This window comes from Aurantimicrobium minutum (genome assembly GCF_002355535.1).
In the GTDB taxonomy this organism is placed as follows: Bacteria; Actinomycetota; Actinomycetes; order Actinomycetales; family Microbacteriaceae; genus Aurantimicrobium; species Aurantimicrobium minutum.
Window position 1 is genome coordinate 948,197 of record NZ_AP017457.1, and the last position, 20,952, is coordinate 969,148.

Annotated in this window: 15 protein-coding genes; 7 read left to right on the forward strand and 8 right to left on the reverse strand. The window is 53.7% G+C overall.

Going from position 1 to position 20,952, the window contains the following annotated elements:
- Positions 1–187: 187 nt before the first annotated feature.
- From AUMI_RS04640 to AUMI_RS04660, 5 genes are read left to right on the forward strand one after another with little or no spacing between them, the layout of a single operon-like run.
- On the forward strand, positions 188–916 hold the full coding sequence (locus tag AUMI_RS04640) for an NUDIX hydrolase (RefSeq protein WP_096381851.1): 729 nt from the start codon (positions 188–190) through the stop codon (positions 914–916).
- Complete coding sequence (gene nadA / locus AUMI_RS04645; RefSeq protein WP_096381854.1) at positions 913–2,199, forward strand: quinolinate synthase NadA; 1,287 nt, start codon at positions 913–915, stop codon at positions 2,197–2,199. The genes AUMI_RS04640 and nadA overlap by 4 nt, the downstream gene beginning before the upstream one ends.
- Before the next feature lie 3 nt (positions 2,200–2,202).
- Positions 2,203–3,741, forward strand: a complete 1,539-nt coding sequence (nadB, locus tag AUMI_RS04650) for an L-aspartate oxidase (RefSeq protein WP_096381856.1) — start codon at positions 2,203–2,205, stop codon at positions 3,739–3,741.
- A gap of 2 nt (positions 3,742–3,743) precedes the next feature.
- Positions 3,744–4,607, forward strand: coding sequence for a carboxylating nicotinate-nucleotide diphosphorylase (nadC, locus tag AUMI_RS04655; RefSeq protein WP_096381859.1), 864 nt, complete (start codon positions 3,744–3,746; stop codon positions 4,605–4,607).
- Positions 4,608–4,614: 7 nt separating this feature from the next.
- On the forward strand, positions 4,615–5,769 hold the full coding sequence (locus tag AUMI_RS04660; protein WP_096381861.1) for a cysteine desulfurase family protein: 1,155 nt from the start codon (positions 4,615–4,617) through the stop codon (positions 5,767–5,769).
- Between the two features lie 16 nt (positions 5,770–5,785).
- Here the strand turns inward: AUMI_RS04660 and AUMI_RS04665 are convergent, their stop codons facing one another.
- The 5 genes from AUMI_RS04665 to AUMI_RS04685 all read right to left on the reverse strand — a co-directional run bounded on the left by AUMI_RS04665 (position 5,786) and on the right by AUMI_RS04685 (position 7,657).
- The gene (locus AUMI_RS04665; protein WP_096381863.1) at positions 5,786–6,304 is read right to left on the reverse strand and encodes an SOUL family heme-binding protein; all 519 of its coding nucleotides are present in this window, start codon (positions 6,302–6,304) and stop codon (positions 5,786–5,788) included.
- A gap of 25 nt (positions 6,305–6,329) precedes the next feature.
- Positions 6,330–6,692: an iron chaperone gene (locus AUMI_RS04670; RefSeq protein WP_096381865.1), complete on the reverse strand. Its 363-nt coding sequence runs from the start codon at positions 6,690–6,692 to the stop codon at positions 6,330–6,332.
- The gene (locus AUMI_RS04675; protein ID WP_096381868.1) at positions 6,689–6,901 is read right to left on the reverse strand and encodes a DUF4287 domain-containing protein; all 213 of its coding nucleotides are present in this window, start codon (positions 6,899–6,901) and stop codon (positions 6,689–6,691) included. The genes AUMI_RS04670 and AUMI_RS04675 overlap by 4 nt, the downstream gene beginning before the upstream one ends.
- An 87-nt stretch (positions 6,902–6,988) precedes the next feature.
- A complete protein-coding gene (locus tag AUMI_RS04680; protein ID WP_096381871.1) occupies positions 6,989–7,201 on the reverse strand; it encodes a YgaP-like transmembrane domain in 213 nt (70 codons plus the stop codon).
- 30 nt (positions 7,202–7,231) lie between these two features.
- On the reverse strand, positions 7,232–7,657 hold the full coding sequence (locus AUMI_RS04685; protein WP_096381873.1) for a DUF1761 domain-containing protein: 426 nt from the start codon (positions 7,655–7,657) through the stop codon (positions 7,232–7,234).
- Between the two features lie 130 nt (positions 7,658–7,787).
- On the opposite strand from AUMI_RS04685, the gene AUMI_RS04690 reads away from it, so the two are divergent.
- Positions 7,788–8,591 (forward strand): SDR family NAD(P)-dependent oxidoreductase, encoded by an 804-nt coding sequence (locus tag AUMI_RS04690; RefSeq protein WP_096383470.1) that lies wholly within the window; start codon positions 7,788–7,790, stop codon positions 8,589–8,591.
- Here the strand turns inward: AUMI_RS04690 and AUMI_RS04695 are convergent, their stop codons facing one another.
- Together AUMI_RS04695 and AUMI_RS04700 are read right to left on the reverse strand one after the other, a co-directional pair.
- Positions 8,592–9,056 carry an SRPBCC family protein gene (locus AUMI_RS04695; RefSeq protein ID WP_096381876.1) on the reverse strand — a complete coding sequence of 155 codons (465 nt, stop codon included), beginning with the start codon at positions 9,054–9,056 and terminating at the stop codon, positions 8,592–8,594.
- A complete protein-coding gene (locus AUMI_RS04700) occupies positions 9,056–9,835 on the reverse strand; it encodes an SDR family NAD(P)-dependent oxidoreductase (protein ID WP_096381878.1) in 780 nt (259 codons plus the stop codon). Before AUMI_RS04700 ends, AUMI_RS04695 begins: the two co-directional genes overlap by 1 nt.
- A 71-nt stretch (positions 9,836–9,906) precedes the next feature.
- Here AUMI_RS04700 and AUMI_RS04705 point away from each other — a divergent pair, with 71 nt between their 5' ends.
- Positions 9,907–11,205: a threonine/serine exporter family protein gene (locus AUMI_RS04705; protein ID WP_096381880.1), complete on the forward strand. Its 1,299-nt coding sequence runs from the start codon at positions 9,907–9,909 to the stop codon at positions 11,203–11,205.
- Here AUMI_RS04705 and AUMI_RS04710 read toward each other — a convergent pair whose 3' ends face one another.
- A complete protein-coding gene (locus AUMI_RS04710) occupies positions 11,206–20,832 on the reverse strand; it encodes a YDG domain-containing protein (RefSeq protein ID WP_148664051.1) in 9,627 nt (3,208 codons plus the stop codon).
- Between the last annotated feature and the right edge of the window lie 120 nt (positions 20,833–20,952).

Consider the following 20,952-nt stretch of genomic DNA (forward strand, 5'->3'; position numbering starts at 1 on the left):
TCAGTTGTTATGCCAAGTCTACGGCGGTATTACCTTTTTGTTCCCACCGAGCCGAGCGAAAACTTCCGTTTGGGCAAAGATGCTTCAAGTCAGGGTTGAAGGTAGGAGATGATGCATCGCGTTTGAGTCAGAATGACACTAAGATGGTTTTACTTAGAGTCATCCTGACTCTTACAAAGTTGGAGCTATGTCAACCGAGCAAAGCCAGGTCGCCCTCGCCGTTTCGACGGTGATCTTTGCGCTGCGCCCGCACAGCTCGGGAACACCGGAGTTAGTTCTTCCACTGGTCAGGCGTATTCGGGAGCCCTACCAGGGTCAATGGGCTCTGCCTGGCGGACCATTGAACTTGGATGAGGACTTGTCCCAGGCAGCCTCACGCACCCTGTTGGAAACGACAGCACTGGAGCCGCGCTATCTTGAACAGCTCTACGCCTTCGGCCAGCTCGACCGCTCCCCCGATGACCGTGTCGTCTCGATTGTCTATTGGGCACTCGTGGCCGGCGACGAAGCAGATCGCGCAATACAGAGCGAGAACGTCCAGTGGTTCACTGCTGACGACCTGCCCGAACTCGCTTTTGATCACAATCTCATCGTCGAATACGCCCTGTGGCGCTTGCGCACCAAATTGGAATACTCACGTATTGCACACGGCTTCTTAGGTGAAACATTCACCCTGGCCCAGCTGCGTGAAGTCTATGAAGTGGTTTTGCGCAAGCCTGTAGATCCTGGCAACTTCCGCCGCATGGTCGAAGCCAGTGGAACTGTGGTGCCAACCGGCGAGCGCCTCGCCGGTACACCACACCGCCCTCCCCAGCTCTATCGCTACAACACCTCTATTGATTTATCGGACAACGGTCCACTCTCACAGCTTGAGGCATCCCGCACTCTGGCATTCACCCGAGGAGAACACTCATGACCCCGACCGCCTCGGTCAACGACCGCATTCAACTCATTGCCGCAGGCAAGAGTGAGGACACCACGTGCTCTCCGTCATTGGCCAAGGGCCCCTGGGAGTTTGATAAAGGTGCGCCTGGATACGGTCCAGGCGCATCCATGGGGGATGTCATCCCGACGGGCTCCCCCGTTCAAGGTGGTCTGCCTGAGGAATACAAGAGCGCAAGCAACGAGGAACTCCATGCACGCATCCGCGCTGCCAAAGAAACCCTCGGTGACAAAGTTGTTGTTCTTGGCCACTTCTATCAGCGCGATGAAATCGTGCAGCACGCCGACTACCTCGGCGACTCTTTCCAGCTCGCCGTTGCCGCCAAAGGACGCCCCGAGGCAGAAGCCATTGTGTTCTGTGGCGTTCACTTCATGGCAGAAACCGCAGACATCCTCTCGGGAGATAACCAAAAGGTGATCCTGCCCAACCTGGCAGCGGGTTGTTCGATGGCGGATATGGCAGATATTGACTCTGTGACTCAGTGCTGGGAACAGCTCGAGGAACTCTATGGCACTGAACCAGATGAGAATGGCCGGGTTCCAGTTATTCCTGTGACTTACATGAATTCCTCTGCAGCGCTCAAGGGTTTCTGTGGTGAACACGGTGGCATTGTCTGCACTTCCTCCAATGCAGCAACAGTGTTGGAATGGGCATTCGAACGAGGACAGCGCGTACTGTTCTTCCCCGACCAACACCTCGGCCGTAACACAGCCAAGGCAATGGGTATCTCTGTTGAGCAAATGCCGTTGTGGTGGGGTCGCAAGCCTCTCGGTGGCAACACAGAACAAGAACTCCACGACGCCAAAGTGATCCTATGGAACGGTTTCTGCTCCGTGCACAAACGCTTCACAGTGGAGCAGATTGAGAAAGCCCGTGCCGAACACCCTGGCGTGCGGGTCATTGTTCACCCTGAAAGCCCAATGGCTGTCGTCGACGCCTCGGATGAATACGGTTCCACCGATTACATCCGTAAGGCCGTCGAAGCGGCCACAGAACCGACCACCTTTGCAATCGGTACCGAGATCAACATGGTGCAGCGTCTGGCGGCCCAGCACCCTGAGCACACCATCTTCTGCCTTGACCCCGTCGTGTGCCCCTGCTCCACGATGTACCGCATCCACCCCGGCTATCTCGCCTGGGTGCTGGAGCGTCTGGTTGCCGGCGAGGTTGTGAACCAAATCACTGTTGATGAGAGTGTGGCTGAGCCTGCTCGTGTTGCTTTGGAGAGGATGTTGGCTGCCAAGCCAGCCAACTAATCCATGTCCAAAGTAGTTGTTATCGGAAGCGGCGTCGCAGGACTGATCGCTGCTGCTCAGGCGAGCCGACAACACGAGGTTGTCCTCGTGACCAAGGCAAACCTGGCCGAAAGCAACACACACTATGCCCAAGGGGGTATCGCTGCGGTGGTGTCAACAGAAGACACCGTGGCAGAACACATGGCAGACACCATGTTTGCTGGTGCGGGTATGTGTTGGGAGCCAGCTGTCGAAGTCCTGTGTTCTGAAGGACCGGGTCGTATCAATGACCTCGTGAACTTTGGTGTTGAGTTTGACCGTAGTGGGACAGACTTTGCCATGGGCTTAGAAGCAGCCCACTCACATCCGCGTATCTTGCATGCAGGCGGCGATGCCACAGGAGCTGTGACAAGTGATGCCCTGGTTGAAACGGTGCGCAAGAGTGCCACAGAAATTCGTGAATACACTTTTGTAGCCGAGATAGTGGTCGATAACGGCATCGTCAGCGGCGTTCAGGTGCTCGATGCAGACGGCATGCACTTTATTGCCGCAGATGCTGTCATCTTGGCCAGTGGTGGCGCAGGCCAGCTCTACCGCCACACCACCAACCCGACCGTGACCACCGGAGATGGTGTCGCTGCAGCATTTCGTGCCGGAGCTGTGTTGGCTGATGTGGAGTTTTACCAATTCCACCCCACAGCGCTCGCCGTGCCAGGTTCCTTCCTCATTTCTGAAGCAGTGCGTGGTGAAGGAGCTGTGCTCATTGATGCCCAAGGCGAGCGCTTTATGCAGAAGATTCACCCCCTTGCAGAGTTGGCACCGCGTGATGTTGTTGCTCGCGGCATTCAACAAACCATGATCGAACAGGGCGGGCAGCCTGTGTTGCTGGATGCAACAGCATTGGGAAGTGAATTCCTCGCGCAGCGTTTCCCCAGCATTACCAAAGCATGTCGTTCCTATGGTTTGAACTGGGGTCGCGACCCCATTCCGGTAACTCCAGCCGCTCACTATTGGATGGGTGGTATCGCTACCGACACTTATGGGCGCACATCTATTCCAGGACTCTTTGCTGTGGGCGAGGTGGCCTGCACAGGAGCACACGGTGCAAACCGGTTGGCTTCAAACTCTCTACTGGAGAGCATCGTCTTCGCACACCGAGCAGTTTCTGCCCTGGGTGAAGCGTGGCCCACCGATGCACCAAGTGTGCGCTGGGCTTCAACAGAACCGCTGGCAGAACTCGAACTTCTCGAGCCCAATCACACCTCAACCGCACAGGTTGTAGACCGCGTGGAGTTACAGACATTGATGTGGGACAGCGTTGGCCTGGCACGTACTGGAACAGATCTGACCCGCGCACTAGAACAGCTTCACTCTTGGCGTCCAGCAGATCCCGCACACCGCCTTTTTCCTGACTGGGAGGATGCCAACCTGCTTCTGCTTGCTCGCACGGTGACCGAAGCTGCGCTTTCTCGCGAAGAATCTCGCGGCGGTCACTACCGTCTGGATTTCCACGACACTGACCCGGCGAAAGCTCGCCCGATCACGCTGGTTCGAAAGGCTTAACCATGTTGGACAAAGAGACCATCGACACCGTCGTGAAAGCTGCTTTGCTGGAAGATGCCCCCACTGGGGACATCACGTCACTGTTGGTTATCGCGGAAGACGCCACCGCCACAGCAGTGCTCTCGGCGCGCGAAGCGGGAACCTTCTCTGGTTCTGAGGTTTTTCAGGCAGCTTTTGACCTGACAGACCCTCGCATTCAGGTCGAACTCATCAAACATGATGGGGATCGGTTTGAGCCAGGGGATGTTTTGGCCCGAGTGTCTGGCCCAGCACGAGGAATTCTGACCGCAGAACGTATTGGGTTGAACTTCACCCAGCGCATGAGCGGCATTGCCACCTTGACGGCCGTCTATGTTGATGCCGTCAAGGGAACTCAGGCAACCATCTTGGATACTCGTAAAACAACTCCAACCCTGCGCGCATTTGAACGCCACGCTGTGGTGTGCGGTGGCGGAACAAACCACCGCCTCAACCTCTCCACTGCTTTCATGGCCAAAGACAACCACCTCGCGGTGCTTCTTGCTGGAGGCAAGGATCTCACCACCGAACTACAGCGCGTGAAGAAAGAACTTCCCGAGGGAGTGAAGTTTGAGGTTGAAGTCGATCGCCTTGACCAGATTGAACCCGTCATTGCCGGCGGTGTCGACATCATCATGCTCGATAACTTCTCCCTCGAAGATTTGAAGACCGGCGTCGCCCAGGTCGCCGGTCGTGCGGTGGTTGAAGCAAGCGGCGGGGTGAACCTCGACACCGTTCGCGCCATCGCCGAAACCGGTGTGGATGTCATTTCCGTTGGAGCATTGACCCACTCCGCCCGCGCACTCGACCTCGGGCTTGACGTCACCATCGATACTCCCGAGAACTAGAGCTCCCATGATTTACCTCGATAATGCCGCAACCACCCCGGTGGTTCCTGCCGCGCTGGAGGCGGCTTGGCCATATTTGACTTCAGAATTTGGTAATTCCTCAAGCACCCATGAACTTGGGTTGCGCGCCAAGCAGGCACTTGAAAATGCCCGCGCCACCTGTGGCGCCTGGCTGGATGTTCCAGCATCGGACATTATTTTCACCTCGGGTGGAACGGAGGGAGACAACCTCGCCATCACCGGTCTTGCCCTCGCCTATCCCCGAGGCAAACACATCATCTCTGCCCTAACGGAACATGAGGCAGTTCTCGAAACACTGCGTTTTTTGGAACGGGTTCACGGTTTCGAAATCACGTGGCTTGAGATTGATGGCCAAGGAAATATCGATCTCGCCGAGCTCACCGCTGCGCTACGACCACACACCACTCTGGTCACCCTCATGCTGGCCAATAACGAGATTGGTACCCTGCATCCTCTGCCCGAGATTATTGACGCGGCACATGCGGTCGGCGCACTTGTGCACACGGACGCAGTCCAAGCGGCTGGCTGGTGTGATCTGCGTGTGGGTGCATCTGGAGCTGTTGTTCGCGGAGTGGATGCGCTGACAATCTCTGGTCACAAGCTTGGCGCCCCCAAGGGTTCAGGCCTGACATATATTCGTGGACGCCTGGCCGTGGAGCCTGTGCTCCACGGGGGCGGCCAAGAATTCGGTCGCCGCTCTGGGACAGAAAACGTTGCATGGGCGGTAGCACTCTCGACAGCACTGCAGCAACTTCCCGAGCCCACAGCAGAAGCCACTCGAGTGAGCACACTGCGTGATGACTTTATTGCACAGGTACTGGGAACTATCCCCCAGGCCTCTTTGACAGGAAACCCCACACAACGTCACCCCGGTATTGCCAGTTTCACGTGTGCCGGGCTCAACGGTGAGACCTTGTTGTTGGAGTTAGAACAGCGCGGCGTCATTGTTTCGAGTGGATCAGCATGTGCTGCCGGAAGCGATGAGCCCTCTCACGTTCTGGTGGCATGCGGGATTGATCCGGATACTGCAAGAACATCTATCCGCTTTAGCTTCAGCCATAACACCACAGCAGAAGAGCTGAATATGGCAGCCGAAGCATTTGTCAGCGCAGTTTCAGCAGTGAGCGGGCTGGCGCAATAGCTTCTGCCGCTCAGGCTTAGCCACGTGGCGCTAAGGCAACCAAGACCTCGTTGCGCTTGAGAAAACCAGGTTTCCAGGGTGGGTCAAAGCGCGCAAAGTAGACATTTCCCTCGGGAATCAGGCCTGCTTCTTTTACGCGCTCAAGTAGGAGTTCCCCATTGTTCTGAAAACGGGTCGCATTCCAGCCACCACCAAATTTCATCACCGCAGCATCGTGAGCATGAACGTGTGTCGTGCGCACGCGCGCATTGGCAGGCACAGGAACCTCTGAAATATCGACACCTTCGGGAAGAACGAAGGAAACCGTATGTGTTTCTTGGGCAGTAGTTTCTTGAATGACAGGCGCAGTCATGGCGAACTTCTTGTTCGCCATGTTGTTTCCTGAGATGTAGCTCACCAGTGGGCCAAAGGCCACATTCCCAGCACGCATGAAATCGCCGACGACGTCTACTTGAACGAGGACGTAGTCGGGATAGTGACGCACATCGAACCCGTCGTAGTGCTTCACGAGCGTATAGGGCTGTTCAGCAGTCATAGTGCGAGTGTATTCCTGCCGGCTGTTATCCAGCTGGGAAAGCTTGAGCCATTCGCACGGCAATAAGTTTTTCAATCAGTGCATCAGGAACTGCGTGATCGATTGGAAACTTCACTCCCCCGCCTTTTTCGGAAACCTCATACCCACTTAGATCTTCCATCATCATGCGGAAGACCTGACCCGAGTGGGGGTAGTACCCAATGTGCTTGTTGTAGGAGGCAAACCCGGCAACAACCCTGCCATTTACCCGGAATCCAGGCATGGCATAGGAAATGCACTGCTCTGCTTCAGGAATCACAGCGAGAATCTGGGAGCGTAGGTGCTCCAAAGTGCTGCGTTGGGGTTCAGGTTGAGCCTGAATATAGGCGTCAACCTCAGCGGCTGTCATGACAAACCAGTGTTGGCGCGATACACAGCAACAACAGCATTGGCGTGGCCATGACCCATGCCGTGCTCGGTCTTGAGGTAATCGACCTGCTCCATGTGCTTTTTGTCTTTTACTGCATCAAGCTGACTCATCCAATGATCGATCGGTTGACCATACTTCTTCTCAATCGAGGGGAAATAGGAGGCGGGTCCCGTAACTTTTTCGTTCATCCTTCGAGGCTAGTCACACAGAAGACAAAGGTGAAGTTAACGAACTGTGCCTCCGGAGCATCCGGAGGCACAGTTAGAGCAACCTGTTTACCGACGAGATTCACTTCCGTTGAATCCGCGGCCAAATAGCGGTGCAAACATGCAGGTGTCAGATGCTCCTGCGGAGATCAAGAAAATACCAATAAAGAAGAAGACAGCACCAATGGGGCCCCAGGTCAGTGCAGCAATAGCGAGAACGAGACCGACGACAATCCGAGCCCAGCGTCCGAAGGTCGATGACATAAATGCGGTGAAACCCATGATGACTCCTGTTCCTTGGGTGTTTCTAGATTATCGCCAGGCTCCAATAATGAGACCCATAATTGTGAGATTCACAACATCGCTGCCGACCTCAAGAATCCACACCTTGAAGCCTTGACCGGCGAACAAACGGTGGGACAGAGACGAGGCTGCTGCTAAACCTAGACCAAGGAGAAGGCCGACGAGACCGCCCTCGAGAAAACCAAAGTTGGGGTTTGACTGTGCCACAAAATAAATCACGGATGCAACAGTCACTGCCTCGATGAATGCGGCTATGGCGGTGGCACCGAAGGTGACCGCCATGTTGCCGGTGACTTCCATGTTGTTTGGATCTTTACCCATGGCACGCCACCACGCAGGGAAGAACGTCTTTGGACCAAACCAGATAGCTCCAGCAATAAATGCGGCAACGAAAGCCACCAGAATGGCAATCCAATTCAATTCGAGTAAAAACATGGTGTTCCTTAGTGAGAAAGTGACGATTTAGTTTAGGACCGCTCAGTGGCAGAATCCACTATCCGCCAGCTCTCCAGCAGGAGGATACTGAAGTTGGATGGGTTGTCCTCATCCAGAAAAGAGTTCACTCATGGACATTGCAGGAAAAGTATTCGTCGTTACCGGTGGAGGTAACGGAATTGCACGCGAGCTCGTATTACAGCTTCTCGCCAAAGGGGCAACCGTTGCCGCGGTTGACCTCAACGCGGAAGGTTTGAAAGAGACAAAGAAGCTTGCCGGCGCAGGCGCCAAGCTTTCTACGCACACTCTCAACATCACCGACCGAGCCAAAGTAATGGCACTCCCGAAAACAGTAATTAGCAAGCACGGCCAGGTTGATGCCCTTGTAAACGTGGCAGGCATTATTCAGCCCTTTGTAAAAGTAAACGACCTCGACTTTGACGCCATCGAACGCGTCATGAATGTCAACCTCTATGGCACCATCAACACGGTGAAGGCATTCCTGCCTGAACTGCTCAAGCGCCCGGAGGGTTACATTGCCAATGTCTCCAGCATGGGTGGTTACGCCCCCGTACCTGGTCAGACAATATATGGGGCTACCAAGGCTGCTGTAAAACTTCTGACTGAAGGTCTTCATTCTGAGCTCATGGACACAAAGGTTCATGTCACTGCCATTTACCCCGGTGCCATTGCAACCAATATTGCCCAGAACTCAGGTATGGCCATGCCTGCCAACATGGATCCCCATGAGGCAAATAAGTTCAAAACAACCAGTGTTGAGGTGGCTGCACACACCATCATTGGCGCTATTGAAAAGAATGCTTACAAAGTCTTCATTGGCTCTGACGCCAAAACCATGGACAAGCTCACCAGGCTCATGCCCGAGAAGGCAGCGGCCATGATTTATAAGCAGATGAAATCTCTGCTGGGCTAACTAAGCCAGGTAGTCAGCTAAGGACTGGAAGTAACTCTCCATCCCCGCCTTGGCCATGGGGATGTGTTCTTCTGGCAGCTCACCATACTGAGTAAAGCGAACCCAGCTTCCGGTTGGGCGCTCCTCGAAATCGACCACAATCTTGGCAAATTCTCCTGAAAGATCTTTGGCTGCGAATTCTGCAAGGTCTTGGGAGTAAAACATGGTGTGCTCGATGAGCTTGCCTGGTTCGACAGCAGTGTATGTGCCCCAGAAACAGGACTGGAATCCATACTCTGGAACATCAACAGCGATAGCCCACATTCCACCAACTTCAGGCTCTGAGATTGAAGAACCAGGAACATTCTTCAGCTCTGTCGGGTGATACCACGCCTCAAGCTGGGCTGCGTCGGTCCATGCCTCCCAGATACGGGACATGGGCTGGGTGTACTCACGCTCGACGGAGTAGAGGAAATTGTGCTGCATTACTTCTCCTTCGGGAGGAACATTTTGCCCACCAGGCTGATGGTCGTTTTCTTGGGGAAAAACTTCACAAGACCAGCACCGACAGCGTTTGCTCCGCCGACCACAACAGAGGGGGTGTTTTTCTCCAGTGCCGAGAAAGTTTTCTCCACCACATCTGTTGCAGGAACGGCTTTGCCCGAGGGCTTCCCGCCGGCAACGATGAAGAATTCTGATTCGGTTGCACCGGGGCTGACTGCCAGCACGCGAACCTTCGAGGTTCCCAGCTCTCCCCAGAGAGCTTCGGTGAAGGAGCGCACAAATGCTTTCGTGGCGCCATAGACGGCCATGCCTGGCACAGGTTGGAAGGATGCCGTGCTGGCAATGTTGACCACAGCACCGCGGTCACGCTCAAGCATTCCAGGCAAGAAAGCTGCGGTGAGGTCGACAAGAACACCGATATTGAGCGTGATTTCTTGCTGGGTTAGTGCCCTGTCTTCGTTAACGAAGAAACCATTGAGCCCAAAGCCTGCGTTGTTGACCAGAACATCAACGGTGAGTTTCTTTTTGGCCATCTCTTTTTCCAGCTTGGCCACGGCACCTGCTGAGGTGAGATCAAGTGCAATGACCTCCACGTTGACCGAGTATTGCTGACGCAAACGCGCTGCAAGGACATCAAGACGGTCCTTTCGGCGCGCAACCAGGACAAGGTTTGCTCCGCGAGCGGCGAAACCATCCGCATAGGCAACACCGATGCCGGCACTTGCTCCGGTAATCAGCGCAGTACTTCCGGTGTATTCCATGGAATCCTCTTTCAACAAAGATGTTGTGGCCTCAAGTCTAGGTTGTGCTGGTGATTTGTTAGCGTTGAGTCATGACTGAGCAAGTGGGGCAACCTTCCACCCGACCTGATGTGACAAACATGCTCACTGAAGCTGCAGCTGCGATGGTGAGCTCGACTTATCCAGCTCCCCAAGCAGAACTTGTGCTGCGTGATCTTGCTGATGCCTATAACGCTGATGCAGAAATTGCTCTACTGCCGACTTTGGTGCTCACGGAAACGAAAAAACACGGCGTTCCCCAGATTCGTGTGGTGAAGACGAGTTACCGTTTTGACCAAATGACGAAGGTGCAATCAATTCTTGCCCAAGCCCGTCATAACCATGACGATGCCCATGATGTTGCCGAGAGCCTGCGCTCCATCGCAACGATGAAGCCCATCTATCCTGCCTGGTTGCGGGTGATTGGCTACTCACTGTCAGCGCTAGGTTTTGGTGCAGCGTTCCGCCTAGACCTCCCCGCATTGGCCGCGGTAACGATTATGGGTTTGTTGGTGGGCATCATGGTGCTCAACCTCAGCAGAAGTACTCGCTTTGCAGCTTTACTGCCTCTCATGGCTACCTTTGTTGCTGGCCTCATGGTCGCTGGAATCTCAATCTTGTTGGATAAGCCAGACCCTGTTCGCATGGTCGCGATGCTCATTGTGGTGTTGCTGCCCGGAGCAACACTGACCTCAGGGATTATCGAGCTGGTCAGTGGTTATATGGTCTCCGGCGCATCCCGACTGATGTATGCCCTCATGATTTTAGGCAGTATGGCCTTCGGAGGTGTTCTGGCCATTTCAGTAAGTGGGATCCCTGCCAGCCGACTCGAGGATGTCACAGTCACCCTCACCCCCGCATGGGTGGCCTGGGCAGGTGCAGCAATTTATGGCGTGGGAACGTTCCTCTACTTCTGCACACCTCTTCGACTCTGGCTTCCCAGCTTGTTTGTGATGATGTTCAGTTTTGCCATCTCCGTGCTGGCAGTTCCAAGCCTGGGTGTTCCCCTGTCTGCAGGGATTGCCACAGCTGCCGGATTGATTACCTCCTGGGCAATTAATGCTCGGTTGGGTGGTGGCCCGGGAGATTTGGCTATCTTCCTTCCCACGTTCTGGCTGATTGTTCCTGGCTCGACAGGCTTCGTTGCGCTCACGGGAGAGTTGGAAGCTTCACAAAATCTCAGCGATGTTGCCGGAACGGCCGGACTTACCTTCTTTGCTATGGCAATCGGCATGATGTTGGCCACTGCGGTCTATCCACTACTGACCAAGATCACCCCGGATGCCAAGCTCATTATGCGTAACGGGGCTGGCCTGATTCTCAACACCGTGAAAATCAAGCCTGAGAAATAATTACTCGCCTGACTTTCGTGCTCTGCGGCGCATAACCAAGACCGTCAGGGTAACCATGACTGCCAAGAACATGAGTACCGAGCTAAACAGCAGCGAATCTGATCCTGATTCGGGTTCAGGTGTCTGGCTCACCGGCGCAACAATCTTCACGCCAATTGCTACCGTGACAACTTCACCTTGAGTGGAAAGTCCGTGCAATACAACAGTATGTTGCCCCAGCTGTGCTGCTGAACTGAGTGGGAACTCACCCTTGAATGAGCCAGTTTCATCGGCAATCCCTGCACCCAAGCGAGCTGGAGTTGAGAAAATCCAGGCTTCCAAAGGCGAGTTGGGTGTGTATCCCTGAGCTTCCACGGCCACTGTTGATCCAGGATTTAACAACAGGGATGATCCATTGGTTGTTGATTGGGTTGTGTTCTGCAGGGTTACAAGAACTCCCTGCTCGGTTTGGACTGTGACTGTTTGTTCAGAAACTGAAAGCCACGCCTCTATTTCATTGCCATCTAATAGCGCCTTTGCATTGCCTGTTGCAGGAGCATCAAATTGAATTCCTGGATATGGAGCATCTCTAAATTCTGGAATTGAGGAAATCACTGGAGGAGCTTCAACTTGGGGTGTTGAAGAAACAGTTGGGCTCACGGTGCGGGCTGTAGAAACAACTGCTACAGGTGCGGCAGGCATCACTGCTGATGCCTCCGCTACAACCGATCCACCCATGATGTTCATGGCAGAAACAGAAAGATTGAGAGTGGACCCCGGCGTCAATCCCCGGTATTCACAGCGGGTAGCTGTTGGGGTGCTAAAGATGCAGCCTCCAGGGCTCAGAGAGTAGCCAGTGATCGGAGAACCACCATTAGACGTCGGGACTTCCCAGGTGACGAGTGCGGTGGTTGATGAGGTTGGAGTAATGATGACATTTCGAGGAGCGGATGCCTCAGTGGCTGGAATTCCAATTGCGGTTGCTCGGTTGGATCCCATATCCGATGTGTTTGCAGAACTAATTACAACCACTTCAACGTCATATGCCACACCGTTTGTTAGCCCTGTAAAGGTGTGCCTGTTGGCGGTTGAAGCGAAAAGGTTAACGGTCGTAAGCGGGCTTTCACCTCGGGGAGTAATTGTCACTTCGTAACGACTGAAAGTACCGCCACCAAAGTTTGTCGGAGGCCGCCAGGTGACTGTCAACGTGGTATTCCCTGGAATCGCAGCCAAAGAAGCAACAGAATCTGGCGCGGTGGCGGGCGCGATTGAGGGTGAAGTATTCGAATCAGGGCCTGTACCTGCGGAGTTTGTCGCAGCAACAGCAACGGTGTAGCTTTCACCGTTTGTGAGTCCTGAGATTGTGCAGGCAGGGGGCGTTTGTACAGGAACTGCCGCACAGTCACTCTTGATAATGGAAGGCCCAGAGGTCGGAGTAGCTGTGAGCACGTAGTTAGTGATGGGCGCCCCACCGCGGCTTGCAGGTGGAGTGAAGGCAACCGTAATCGAAGAATCACCTGAAGATACGGAGGTAATCTGTGGAGCGGTGGGAACAATGGCGAGAACCCTGAAAGTTCGGGTTACCGGGCTTGCAGAAGCGTAAACGTCATTGCCTAATGCTTGGGTGACGGTGATTGAACAGTTACCCACAGCCAGGGGAGTAATTAAACCAGATGAGTTGACACTACAAATCGAACCGGTCGTCGTGTTATAGCCCAGGCTCAAACCTGAATTCACGGTGGCAGAGGCAGAAAATGCCGATGAACCAAAGTTGCGATCAGATATCGCAGGGAACGTGATGGTTTGGTTCAGCATTCCAGCAACGATGGTTTGCGAGATAGAAGTTGCTGGAAGGTAGTTGGTGGTTCCAGACTGGCTTGCCGTAATGACACACTGTCCTCGAGCAAGGAAAGTGACAACGCCATTACTCATGGAACACACTGTCGCCAACCCTGTTGTGATATTTAGGGAAACACTGGCTCCGCCATTTGAGACAGCAACGGGTGTATAGGTCATTCCAGGCAATGCTTCTTCAGGAACATTAGAGGTGAAGTTCAGAGTCTGCGAAGCACGTGTAATTGTGATGTTTGCTGTCGTGGATTCCTCTAGGTAGGTCGCATCAGCTGCACGAGTGGCCGTGACAGCACAGGTACCCACACCCGTGGAGGTCATGACATTGTTTGTCACGGTACATGGCCCACTGGTACGAACGATGGTTAGTGCACCACTACCTGAACCACCCGAAGCAACAAGGTTGAGGTTTTGTCCATATTGAACGCTCGACGCGTTGGCAAAAGAGATGCCTGCTTGGTTTGTCTGTGTAATCGTGAGCAGAGGGGTCCCCACAATGGTGGGGAGTTGATAGTTGCCCGAGTCAGGTCCAATGACATACCCAGCGTTGACAGTTACAGTGACAGCTTTATTTACTCCCACAGACGGTGAGGACACAGTCGCGACAAGCTTGGAGTGATCTACGCTGACGTCATCGCCTGGTTCGATACCCACCAGATCCGCTGCAGTGGTGGTTGCCAGTTCCACAATTGAGCTGCCGTTATAAGGCCGCAGCCCTGGAGAAGGAGTCACGGAAAGAGCGAGTGGCTTGGGCGTCAAGGTGATGGTCACATCAGCGGACCAGGCAGAGGTTGCATAGGACGCATCCCCAGCTTTACGCGCGTGAATGACACATTCACCCGCAGAAAGCGGGATCAGAGTTGTTCCAACAACATCACATGCGCCTGAGACTTCAGTAAATGAGTAGGCGCCGGTTCCCGAGCCACCTGAAGCGGTCAATGTCAGCGTTGAACCATATTCCACCGATGTTGCACTCGTGACGGTAACGGTGGACTGGGTTGCTGCCGCGATTGAGATAGTTTCTGTCTGGGTTTGAGCTAAGTAGTTGGTGTCCTCTGCACGTGTTGCAACAACAACACAGCTACCAGCACTGGTGGGGGTCATGATGGATGAGGCCACCGTACACGGGCCGCCGGTTGTAGCGAACGTGAGGGCACCTGTGCCACTTCCGCCTGTGGCCGAAAGTGAAATGTTCTGGCCAAAGACCGTTGTGAGTGCACTTGTGACAGTGATTGCCGCCTGTGCGGTGCGAGTGATTGTGATGACGGGTGTTCCTGAGACTGTGGGGAGCTGGTAGTTTCCAGCGTTTGCGCCAGTCAAGAAGCCTTGCGCCACGGTAACCGTGACTACTTTGTTGGTTGCCACATCAGAAGTGGAAACCTGAGCAGAGAGTTTGGAATCGTCTGTGCTCACCACATCATTGTTGATGATGCCTGTCAGGTTTGATGCGCTCGTGGGCGCAAGCGTCACTGTGCGGGACGTGTTGTATTGACGGGAACTGGGGTCAACGGTGACCGCTAACGAAAGTGGCTTAGGCGTGATGGTAACCGTGAAGTTTGAGGTCCATGCCGAAGCGTTATATCCGCTGTCAGCCTGCTTACGCGCTTGGAAGACACAGTCACCGACAGCGGTAGTGCTCAGGGTCGTTCCAGAGATTGAACAGGGACCCGAGACCTTGGCGAACTCGAAAGCACCGGTTCCCGCGCCACCACTTGCGGTTAATGTCAGGGTTGAACCGTAGACAACAGTGGTGGCGCTGGTGATTGATACCGCCGCTTGGGTAGCGAAGGCAATCTCAACAGTTGAGGTCGCTGTCTGCGCCGAATAGTTGGCATCCTGTGCCTTGGTTGCTGTGATGACACAGGAACCAGCTGCAGAAGAAGACAGGGTCGAACCAGAAACGCTACACGGACCACTATCGACTGCGTAGCTGGTGTTACCGGTTCCGGTTCCTCCTGTGGTTGTCAAGGTGAGAGTCTGTCCGTATACGAATGACGTCGCCGAAGTGAAGTTCAATGTTGCTTGGTCTGCTTTGGAGATGTTAACTGTGGGGGAACCGGCAATCACAGGAAGCTGGTAGTTCACAGCATCAACACCAGAGAGATAACCAGCAGAAACAGTGACGGTTACTGTCTTATTTGTACCTACATCTGCTGTTGCAACTGAAGCAGCGAGATATGAATCATCAACTGTGAGAGTGTCCCCAGCTTCTACCCCAGATAGGTCTGACACCGAAGTTGAGGCCAGGGAGACAGAGGTACCACCGTTCCATTGACGGTTTTGGGGAGTTACCGAAAGGGTCAACGGCTTAGCCGTCATCGAGACGGTGAGATCAGCAGACCACGCGGAAGTCGTGTAGTTGGTGCTGCTGAGTTTGCGCGCATGCACAACACAATCGCCAACGCCCAGAGGTGTAAGAACACCATTCTCTACGACGCAATTGCCGTTCACTTTGGCAAAATCGAAGGCTCCAGTGCCACTGCCGCCTGCTGCAGTTAGTGTGAGCGTGCTGCCATAGACAACGGTTGTCGCGTTGGTCATGGTTACCGTCGACTGAGATGCCTGGCTGATTTCGACGTTGCCGCTGAGGGTTTGAGCAGTGTAATTAGTATCAGCGGCACGGGTTACTACAACTACACAGGTGCCAACGCTCGAAGGAGTCACGATAGAACTCGAGACTGTACAAGGACCACTGGTTGTGGCAAAACTCAATGCTCCAGTACCACTTCCCCCCGTGGCAGAAAGGGTAATGCTTTGACCAAAGATTGTTGCGAGAACAGTTGTCCATGACAGTGCGGCTTGAGAAATCTGTGTAATGGTGAGAACGGGTGAGCCCGTCACTGAACTGACGGAATAGTTGGCAGCGTGTGTACCGGTGAGGAATCCAGTATTCACAGTGACAGTGACTGCCTTATTTGTTCCCACATCTGCCGTGGTTACTGCAGCGCTGAGCTTGGTGTCGTCAGTAGTGACGACGTCATTGTTGATAATTCCAGTCAGATTGGACGAAGATGTTGCCGCCAATCCCACAGCAGTAGAGGTGTTGTAGGGCCTTGATGAGGGATCAACCGTCACAGACAGAGTCAATGGTTTTGGAGTGACACTGATGTTGACATTCGCTGACCAAGCAGAAACGTTGTAGTTCGTGTCGCCCAGGTGACGGCCACGAACCACGCAGGTTCCAGCCGCGGTTGTGCTCAAAGTCGCAGCAGAAACGGAACAAGGGCCGCTGACAACCTCATACTCGTAACCCATGACGCTTTCGCCACCGCTCGCTGACAGTGTGAGCGTGTTTCCATAGACGACGGTGGTGGCACTGGTCATCGTGACCGAACTTTGATCGGCCTTCACAATGTTGACCGTGGGCGAACCAGAAATAGTGGGGAGCTGGTAGTTTCCCGCATTAGCACCAGTGAGATAGCCCGAGGCAACTGTGACGGTTACTGCCTTGTTTTCCCCCACAATGGCTGAGGCAACCGTGGCAGATAACTTGCTGTTATCGACGGTTACCACGTCATTGTTGATAATGCCGGTGAGATCAGCTGCAGTGGTGTCTGCGAGGGTCACCGTTCTAGTGGTGTCAAATGCACGGGACGAGGGATTTACAGTCACTGCGAGGGTAAGAGGCTTGGGCGTCACAGTCACTGTCTGGCTCGCGGACCATTCAGAAATGCTGTAGTTGGTGTCTGCCGCGCGGCGGGCCTTGACCACACAATCGCCTACCGAGGAAGCAGTTAAGCTGTCGCCGGTTACAGAACAGTTTCCAGATACAACAGCGTATTCAAGAGCACCAGTGCCTGTGCCACCTGTAGCGGTCAACGTGAGTGAGCTGCCATAGACAAAGGTAGTTGCGCTACTCATGGTCACAGCGGACTGAGTTGCTTGGGTAATTGTCAGCACCGGAGAGTTTGACACCGTGGGCTCTTGATAGTTAGCTGCGTGAGTTCCACCTAAGAAGCCACTGGAGATAACTGTGCTGACGGGCTTGTTGACGCCAACGGAAGCGTCGGGAACTGTGGCACTGATTTTGGAATTATCCAAAGTGATGGAGTCGTTGCCAACAAGACCCGTTACGTGCGCAGAAGACAATGTCGCGAGGATAACCGTACGTGATCCGTTGTAATCCCGGGAGGAGGGAAAAGGAGTGACCACAATAGTCAAAGGCTTGGGAGTAATGCTGATGGTGACATCCGCACTCCACGCGGAGACGTTGTAACCGGAGTCTCCTGCTTTCCGAGCTTTGACAACACAGTCTCCAACAGCAGATGGCGTCATCGTGGTTCCGGAAACGCTACAGTTTCCTGAAACCTTGGCAAACTCATAGGCACCAGTTCCGCTACCACCCTGGGCACCAAGCGTGAGGTTTGTTCCGTATTCAACAGTGGTTGCGCTGGTCATCGACACGACAGCTTGGTCGGCATAGGCAATAGAAACTGAGTAGCTTGCTGTTTGTGCTGCGTAGTTGGTGTCAGCTGCACGAGTAGCGACAACCACACAGGTTCCAGCGCTGACCGGTGTCAAGATTGATGACGCAATCTGGCAAGCTCCGCTTGAGGTGGCAAATGTGAGCGCGCCTGTGCCGCTACCACCCGAGGCAGCCAGGGTGATGTTTTGACCAAAAATGGTTGTGAGTGCACTCGAGAAAGTGATGGAGGATTGCGTTGCTTGCGTAATGGTCACAACGGGCGAACCAGAGATTGTAGGAAGTTGGTAATTTCCTGCCTTAGTTCCAGTGAGGTACCCACTTGCCACAGCAACAGTGACAGCCTTATTCGTGCCCACATCCGCGGTCGCAACGGTGGCAGAAAGTTTGGTGTTATCTACAGAGACATCATCACCGTTGATAATTCCTGTGAGGTTAGACGCGGTAGTTGTTCCGAGGGTCACATCCCTAGTGGTGTTATAGGCGCGAGATGAGGGTGACACCGTCACAGAAAGCGTTAAAGGCTTGGGTGTAATTGTGGTGGTGAAGTTAGCTGACGTAGCCGACTGGTTGTAGTTTGCATCTCCGGCTTTGTATGCGTTGTAAACGCAGTCTCCTGCGGCACTAGTGCTCAGTGTTGTCCCAGAAATGGAGCAGGGTCCAGTTACCACGGTAAAGACGTAACCGGAGGCGCTTCCGGAACCGCCAGAAGCTGTCAGCGACAGAGTAGACCCGTACACAACGGTGGAGTTGCTAGTGACGGTGACTGTTGCCTGGGAGGCCTTAGCAACAGAGATGGTCAGACTCTGTGACGCAGGGAGGTAAACCGCAGTTCCTGTTTGCGTGGCAGTAATGACACAGTTACCGGCTTCTACAATTCGAACAGTGGAACCCGAGACAGTACATTTCGCTGTAGTTGTAGATGCGTAAACGATGGGAAGCGATCCAGCAGTTGTCGTTGCAGATACAGAAAAATCTGCATCCCCAAAGGTTTTCGCTGGTACAGAACTAAATGTCACTGTTTGCGAAAGGCGCCCTACTGTAATCGTTTGGGTTGCTGTGGCGGACAGGTAGTTTGAGGTTCCAGCTTGTGTAGCTGTGATGACACAGTCGCCAGATTCAAGGAACGAAACAACTCCCCCAGAAATTGAACAGACACTGCCGTTCGACGAGCTAACCGAGAAGGTAACCGTCTGCCCAATAGAGCTTGTGGCAGCCGGTGTATACGTTCCATTAGGCAACGGAGTAGAGGGCGCAGTAGAGGTGAAGGCAACTGTTTGCGTGCCCTTGAGTACCTCTATGGTGAATGAGCGAGTAGCCAAACCATAAGTGGAGCCGGTTGCTGTGACCGTATAACTGGTTGCCCCTTGGACAGTTGTAGGTGTGCCTTGAATTACACCTGTACTAGATGAAAGTGTCAATCCAGCAGGCAGAGAGGGGCTGACACTGTAGCTCACAGAGCTACCGATTCCGGAGCTGGTCAGGGTAGTAGAGAAGTTTGATCCCACGGCTAGCGTATATGCCGATGCGGAAGAAGTCACACTTGCGGTGGGGTTAGTCACAAGCGTTGCACTGATGTCAGGGCTGAATGCACCCGCAATCCTTGTGCAGTCAGCAGCTGAAGGCGCTGAATTAACTGGATTTCCACTGACGTCCCTGTTGAACCATAGTTCACGAACGAAAGTTTCAGGCGTCGTACCCGAATTAGTCCTGCTAAAGCTGGCTGATCCAGTCCAGGTTGTAGCGCCAGGAGTTACGTTACGGGCACCATTAGCTCCGTCTGAGTAGCACCCATAAAAAGTCTGTGAAACAGATACACTTCCATTGACGAGGTACTGACTGGTCGAACCGGTTGTAACAGTACTGGGGCTAAACGAGACAGCGCTTAGCGTCGACGCAGTGACACGCAGTGTGGCCGCGTTGGAAGCAGTTTCGGAATAGTTTCCGCCGGCATCGTAGTTTCTCACCAGTGCCCTGTATTGATAGCCATTTTGGGTGGTCGTAACTGAACTCACTGTGTAGGTATTGCTTGTGCCTGTATTCAGCGAGCCAACATTCGACCAGCTGGAGCCAGAATTCGTAGAAACCTGCCACTGAATTCTGACTGTTCCACCGCCGGGATCAGTTGAAGAGACACTAAAGGTAGGCGAGGTCCCTGTCGCTGCGAAGACATTGTTTGGGCTCGTTATTGTTGAGACGCTTGTTGGAGCATTTTTGTAGCGAACCTTAACAACGCCATCGGCGCCCTTGGCACCGTTTCGAGAGTAGCCCTGGATTCCAGTTTCTGGATCAGTAATCAATGAAGTGTCACCGTGTGATGCACCTGCTCCACCACCACCACCAGAGTTTGCTACAGCTACACGAGACAAAAACTTAGCTGTCGTACCTACGTATCCACCAGAACCGTTGCCACCACCATTGACACCGGCACCACCACGACGTGATGTATCGATTGCAGCGTATGCACCGTTGAGACAGGCACCACCACCACCACCACCTGCGTAATTTCCAGGAAAACTTGTTATCCCGTTAATTCCACCTGTACCCGCAATACCGGCTACACCTGATGTGCTCGAACAGGAGCCACCAAAAGCGATACCTGCTCCACCCCAGCCGCCAACATTCGAAGTGGCAGTTCCCAGTGTGAGTCCGAGGGAGTTTGTTACGGCAGGAGCAGATCCCCCAGCTGTCCACCCTGCTGCACTCACGTCAGAGGACCACTGTCCAGCACCGCCACCATACGCCGTAATTGAAAATGTAGATGCTGAGTTAACAAATGTGGTTGCTGAACCTGCGTAGTTGGTGCCCGTGAAATAACTGGAGGGAACCGAAATGTTTGAGGTGTGAATTTGTGGACGACCACCCACACCAACCGTGATGTTGAATGACGGTGAAACCAAAGACCCCAGATTCACAGAGTTGAAGTAATAGGCACCACCACCACCACCGCTACCGGCGTCAGCTCCACCACCACCACCTGCACCCACAGCCAGAACATCAAAGGCAACCACACCATTGGGAACCGTCCAGGTGCACTCAGAGGTGTTGATAAACGTCAATGTGGTGAAACCGCCAGAATTGCTGCTGGATGGCACGCACGCAGCCGCTGCAGAAGCAGGCTGCGGTGTTGCGATAAATACGAGAAAACCTGCCAGCAGCCCAAAGATGCTGAGGGTTGAACAGGTTGCCCAAAGCCTTCGAAGGGAATTATCTGATCCAGGAATGAAAACAGATTTTCCGAGAGAAAGTTGAGGTTTTTTCCAGACTCTGCCAACAAACTTTCGACTGGACCCCCACCATTTGGTTGCGACTGACAGCATCGTGACAAAGATGTGCACGATGCGCCGTTGCAGATGAAAATACAGATTTTTCATAGGTGGAGTTGTAACCCTTGTTACCACTTAAAAGTACCCCGTTTTATACAAAAGGTCTAACTCGAAAGTACTGTGAAAGTTTGCTGTGAACAGGATTTTGGCAGGCAAAAAACCCGCCTT

Excerpts from the sequence above, each read along its gene's own strand:
- AUMI_RS04640 (WP_096381851.1), top strand. The coding sequence starts at position 188 with ATGTCAACCGAGCAAAGCCAGGTCGCCCTCGCCGTTTCGACGGTGATC.
- nadA (WP_096381854.1), top strand. The coding sequence starts at position 913 with ATGACCCCGACCGCCTCGGTCAACGACCGCATTCAACTCATTGCCGCA.
- nadB (WP_096381856.1), top strand. The coding sequence starts at position 2,203 with ATGTCCAAAGTAGTTGTTATCGGAAGCGGCGTCGCAGGACTGATCGCT.
- nadC (WP_096381859.1), top strand. The coding sequence starts at position 3,744 with ATGTTGGACAAAGAGACCATCGACACCGTCGTGAAAGCTGCTTTGCTG.
- AUMI_RS04660 (WP_096381861.1), top strand. The coding sequence starts at position 4,615 with ATGATTTACCTCGATAATGCCGCAACCACCCCGGTGGTTCCTGCCGCG.
- AUMI_RS04665 (WP_096381863.1), bottom strand. The coding sequence starts at position 6,304 with ATGACTGCTGAACAGCCCTATACGCTCGTGAAGCACTACGACGGGTTC.
- AUMI_RS04670 (WP_096381865.1), bottom strand. The coding sequence starts at position 6,692 with ATGACAGCCGCTGAGGTTGACGCCTATATTCAGGCTCAACCTGAACCC.
- AUMI_RS04675 (WP_096381868.1), bottom strand. The coding sequence starts at position 6,901 with ATGAACGAAAAAGTTACGGGACCCGCCTCCTATTTCCCCTCGATTGAG.
- AUMI_RS04680 (WP_096381871.1), bottom strand. The coding sequence starts at position 7,201 with ATGGGTTTCACCGCATTTATGTCATCGACCTTCGGACGCTGGGCTCGG.
- AUMI_RS04685 (WP_096381873.1), bottom strand. The coding sequence starts at position 7,657 with ATGTTTTTACTCGAATTGAATTGGATTGCCATTCTGGTGGCTTTCGTT.
- AUMI_RS04690 (WP_096383470.1), top strand. The coding sequence starts at position 7,788 with ATGGACATTGCAGGAAAAGTATTCGTCGTTACCGGTGGAGGTAACGGA.
- AUMI_RS04695 (WP_096381876.1), bottom strand. The coding sequence starts at position 9,056 with ATGCAGCACAATTTCCTCTACTCCGTCGAGCGTGAGTACACCCAGCCC.
- AUMI_RS04700 (WP_096381878.1), bottom strand. The coding sequence starts at position 9,835 with ATGGAATACACCGGAAGTACTGCGCTGATTACCGGAGCAAGTGCCGGC.
- AUMI_RS04705 (WP_096381880.1), top strand. The coding sequence starts at position 9,907 with ATGACTGAGCAAGTGGGGCAACCTTCCACCCGACCTGATGTGACAAAC.
- AUMI_RS04710 (WP_148664051.1), bottom strand. The coding sequence starts at position 20,832 with ATGAAAAATCTGTATTTTCATCTGCAACGGCGCATCGTGCACATCTTT.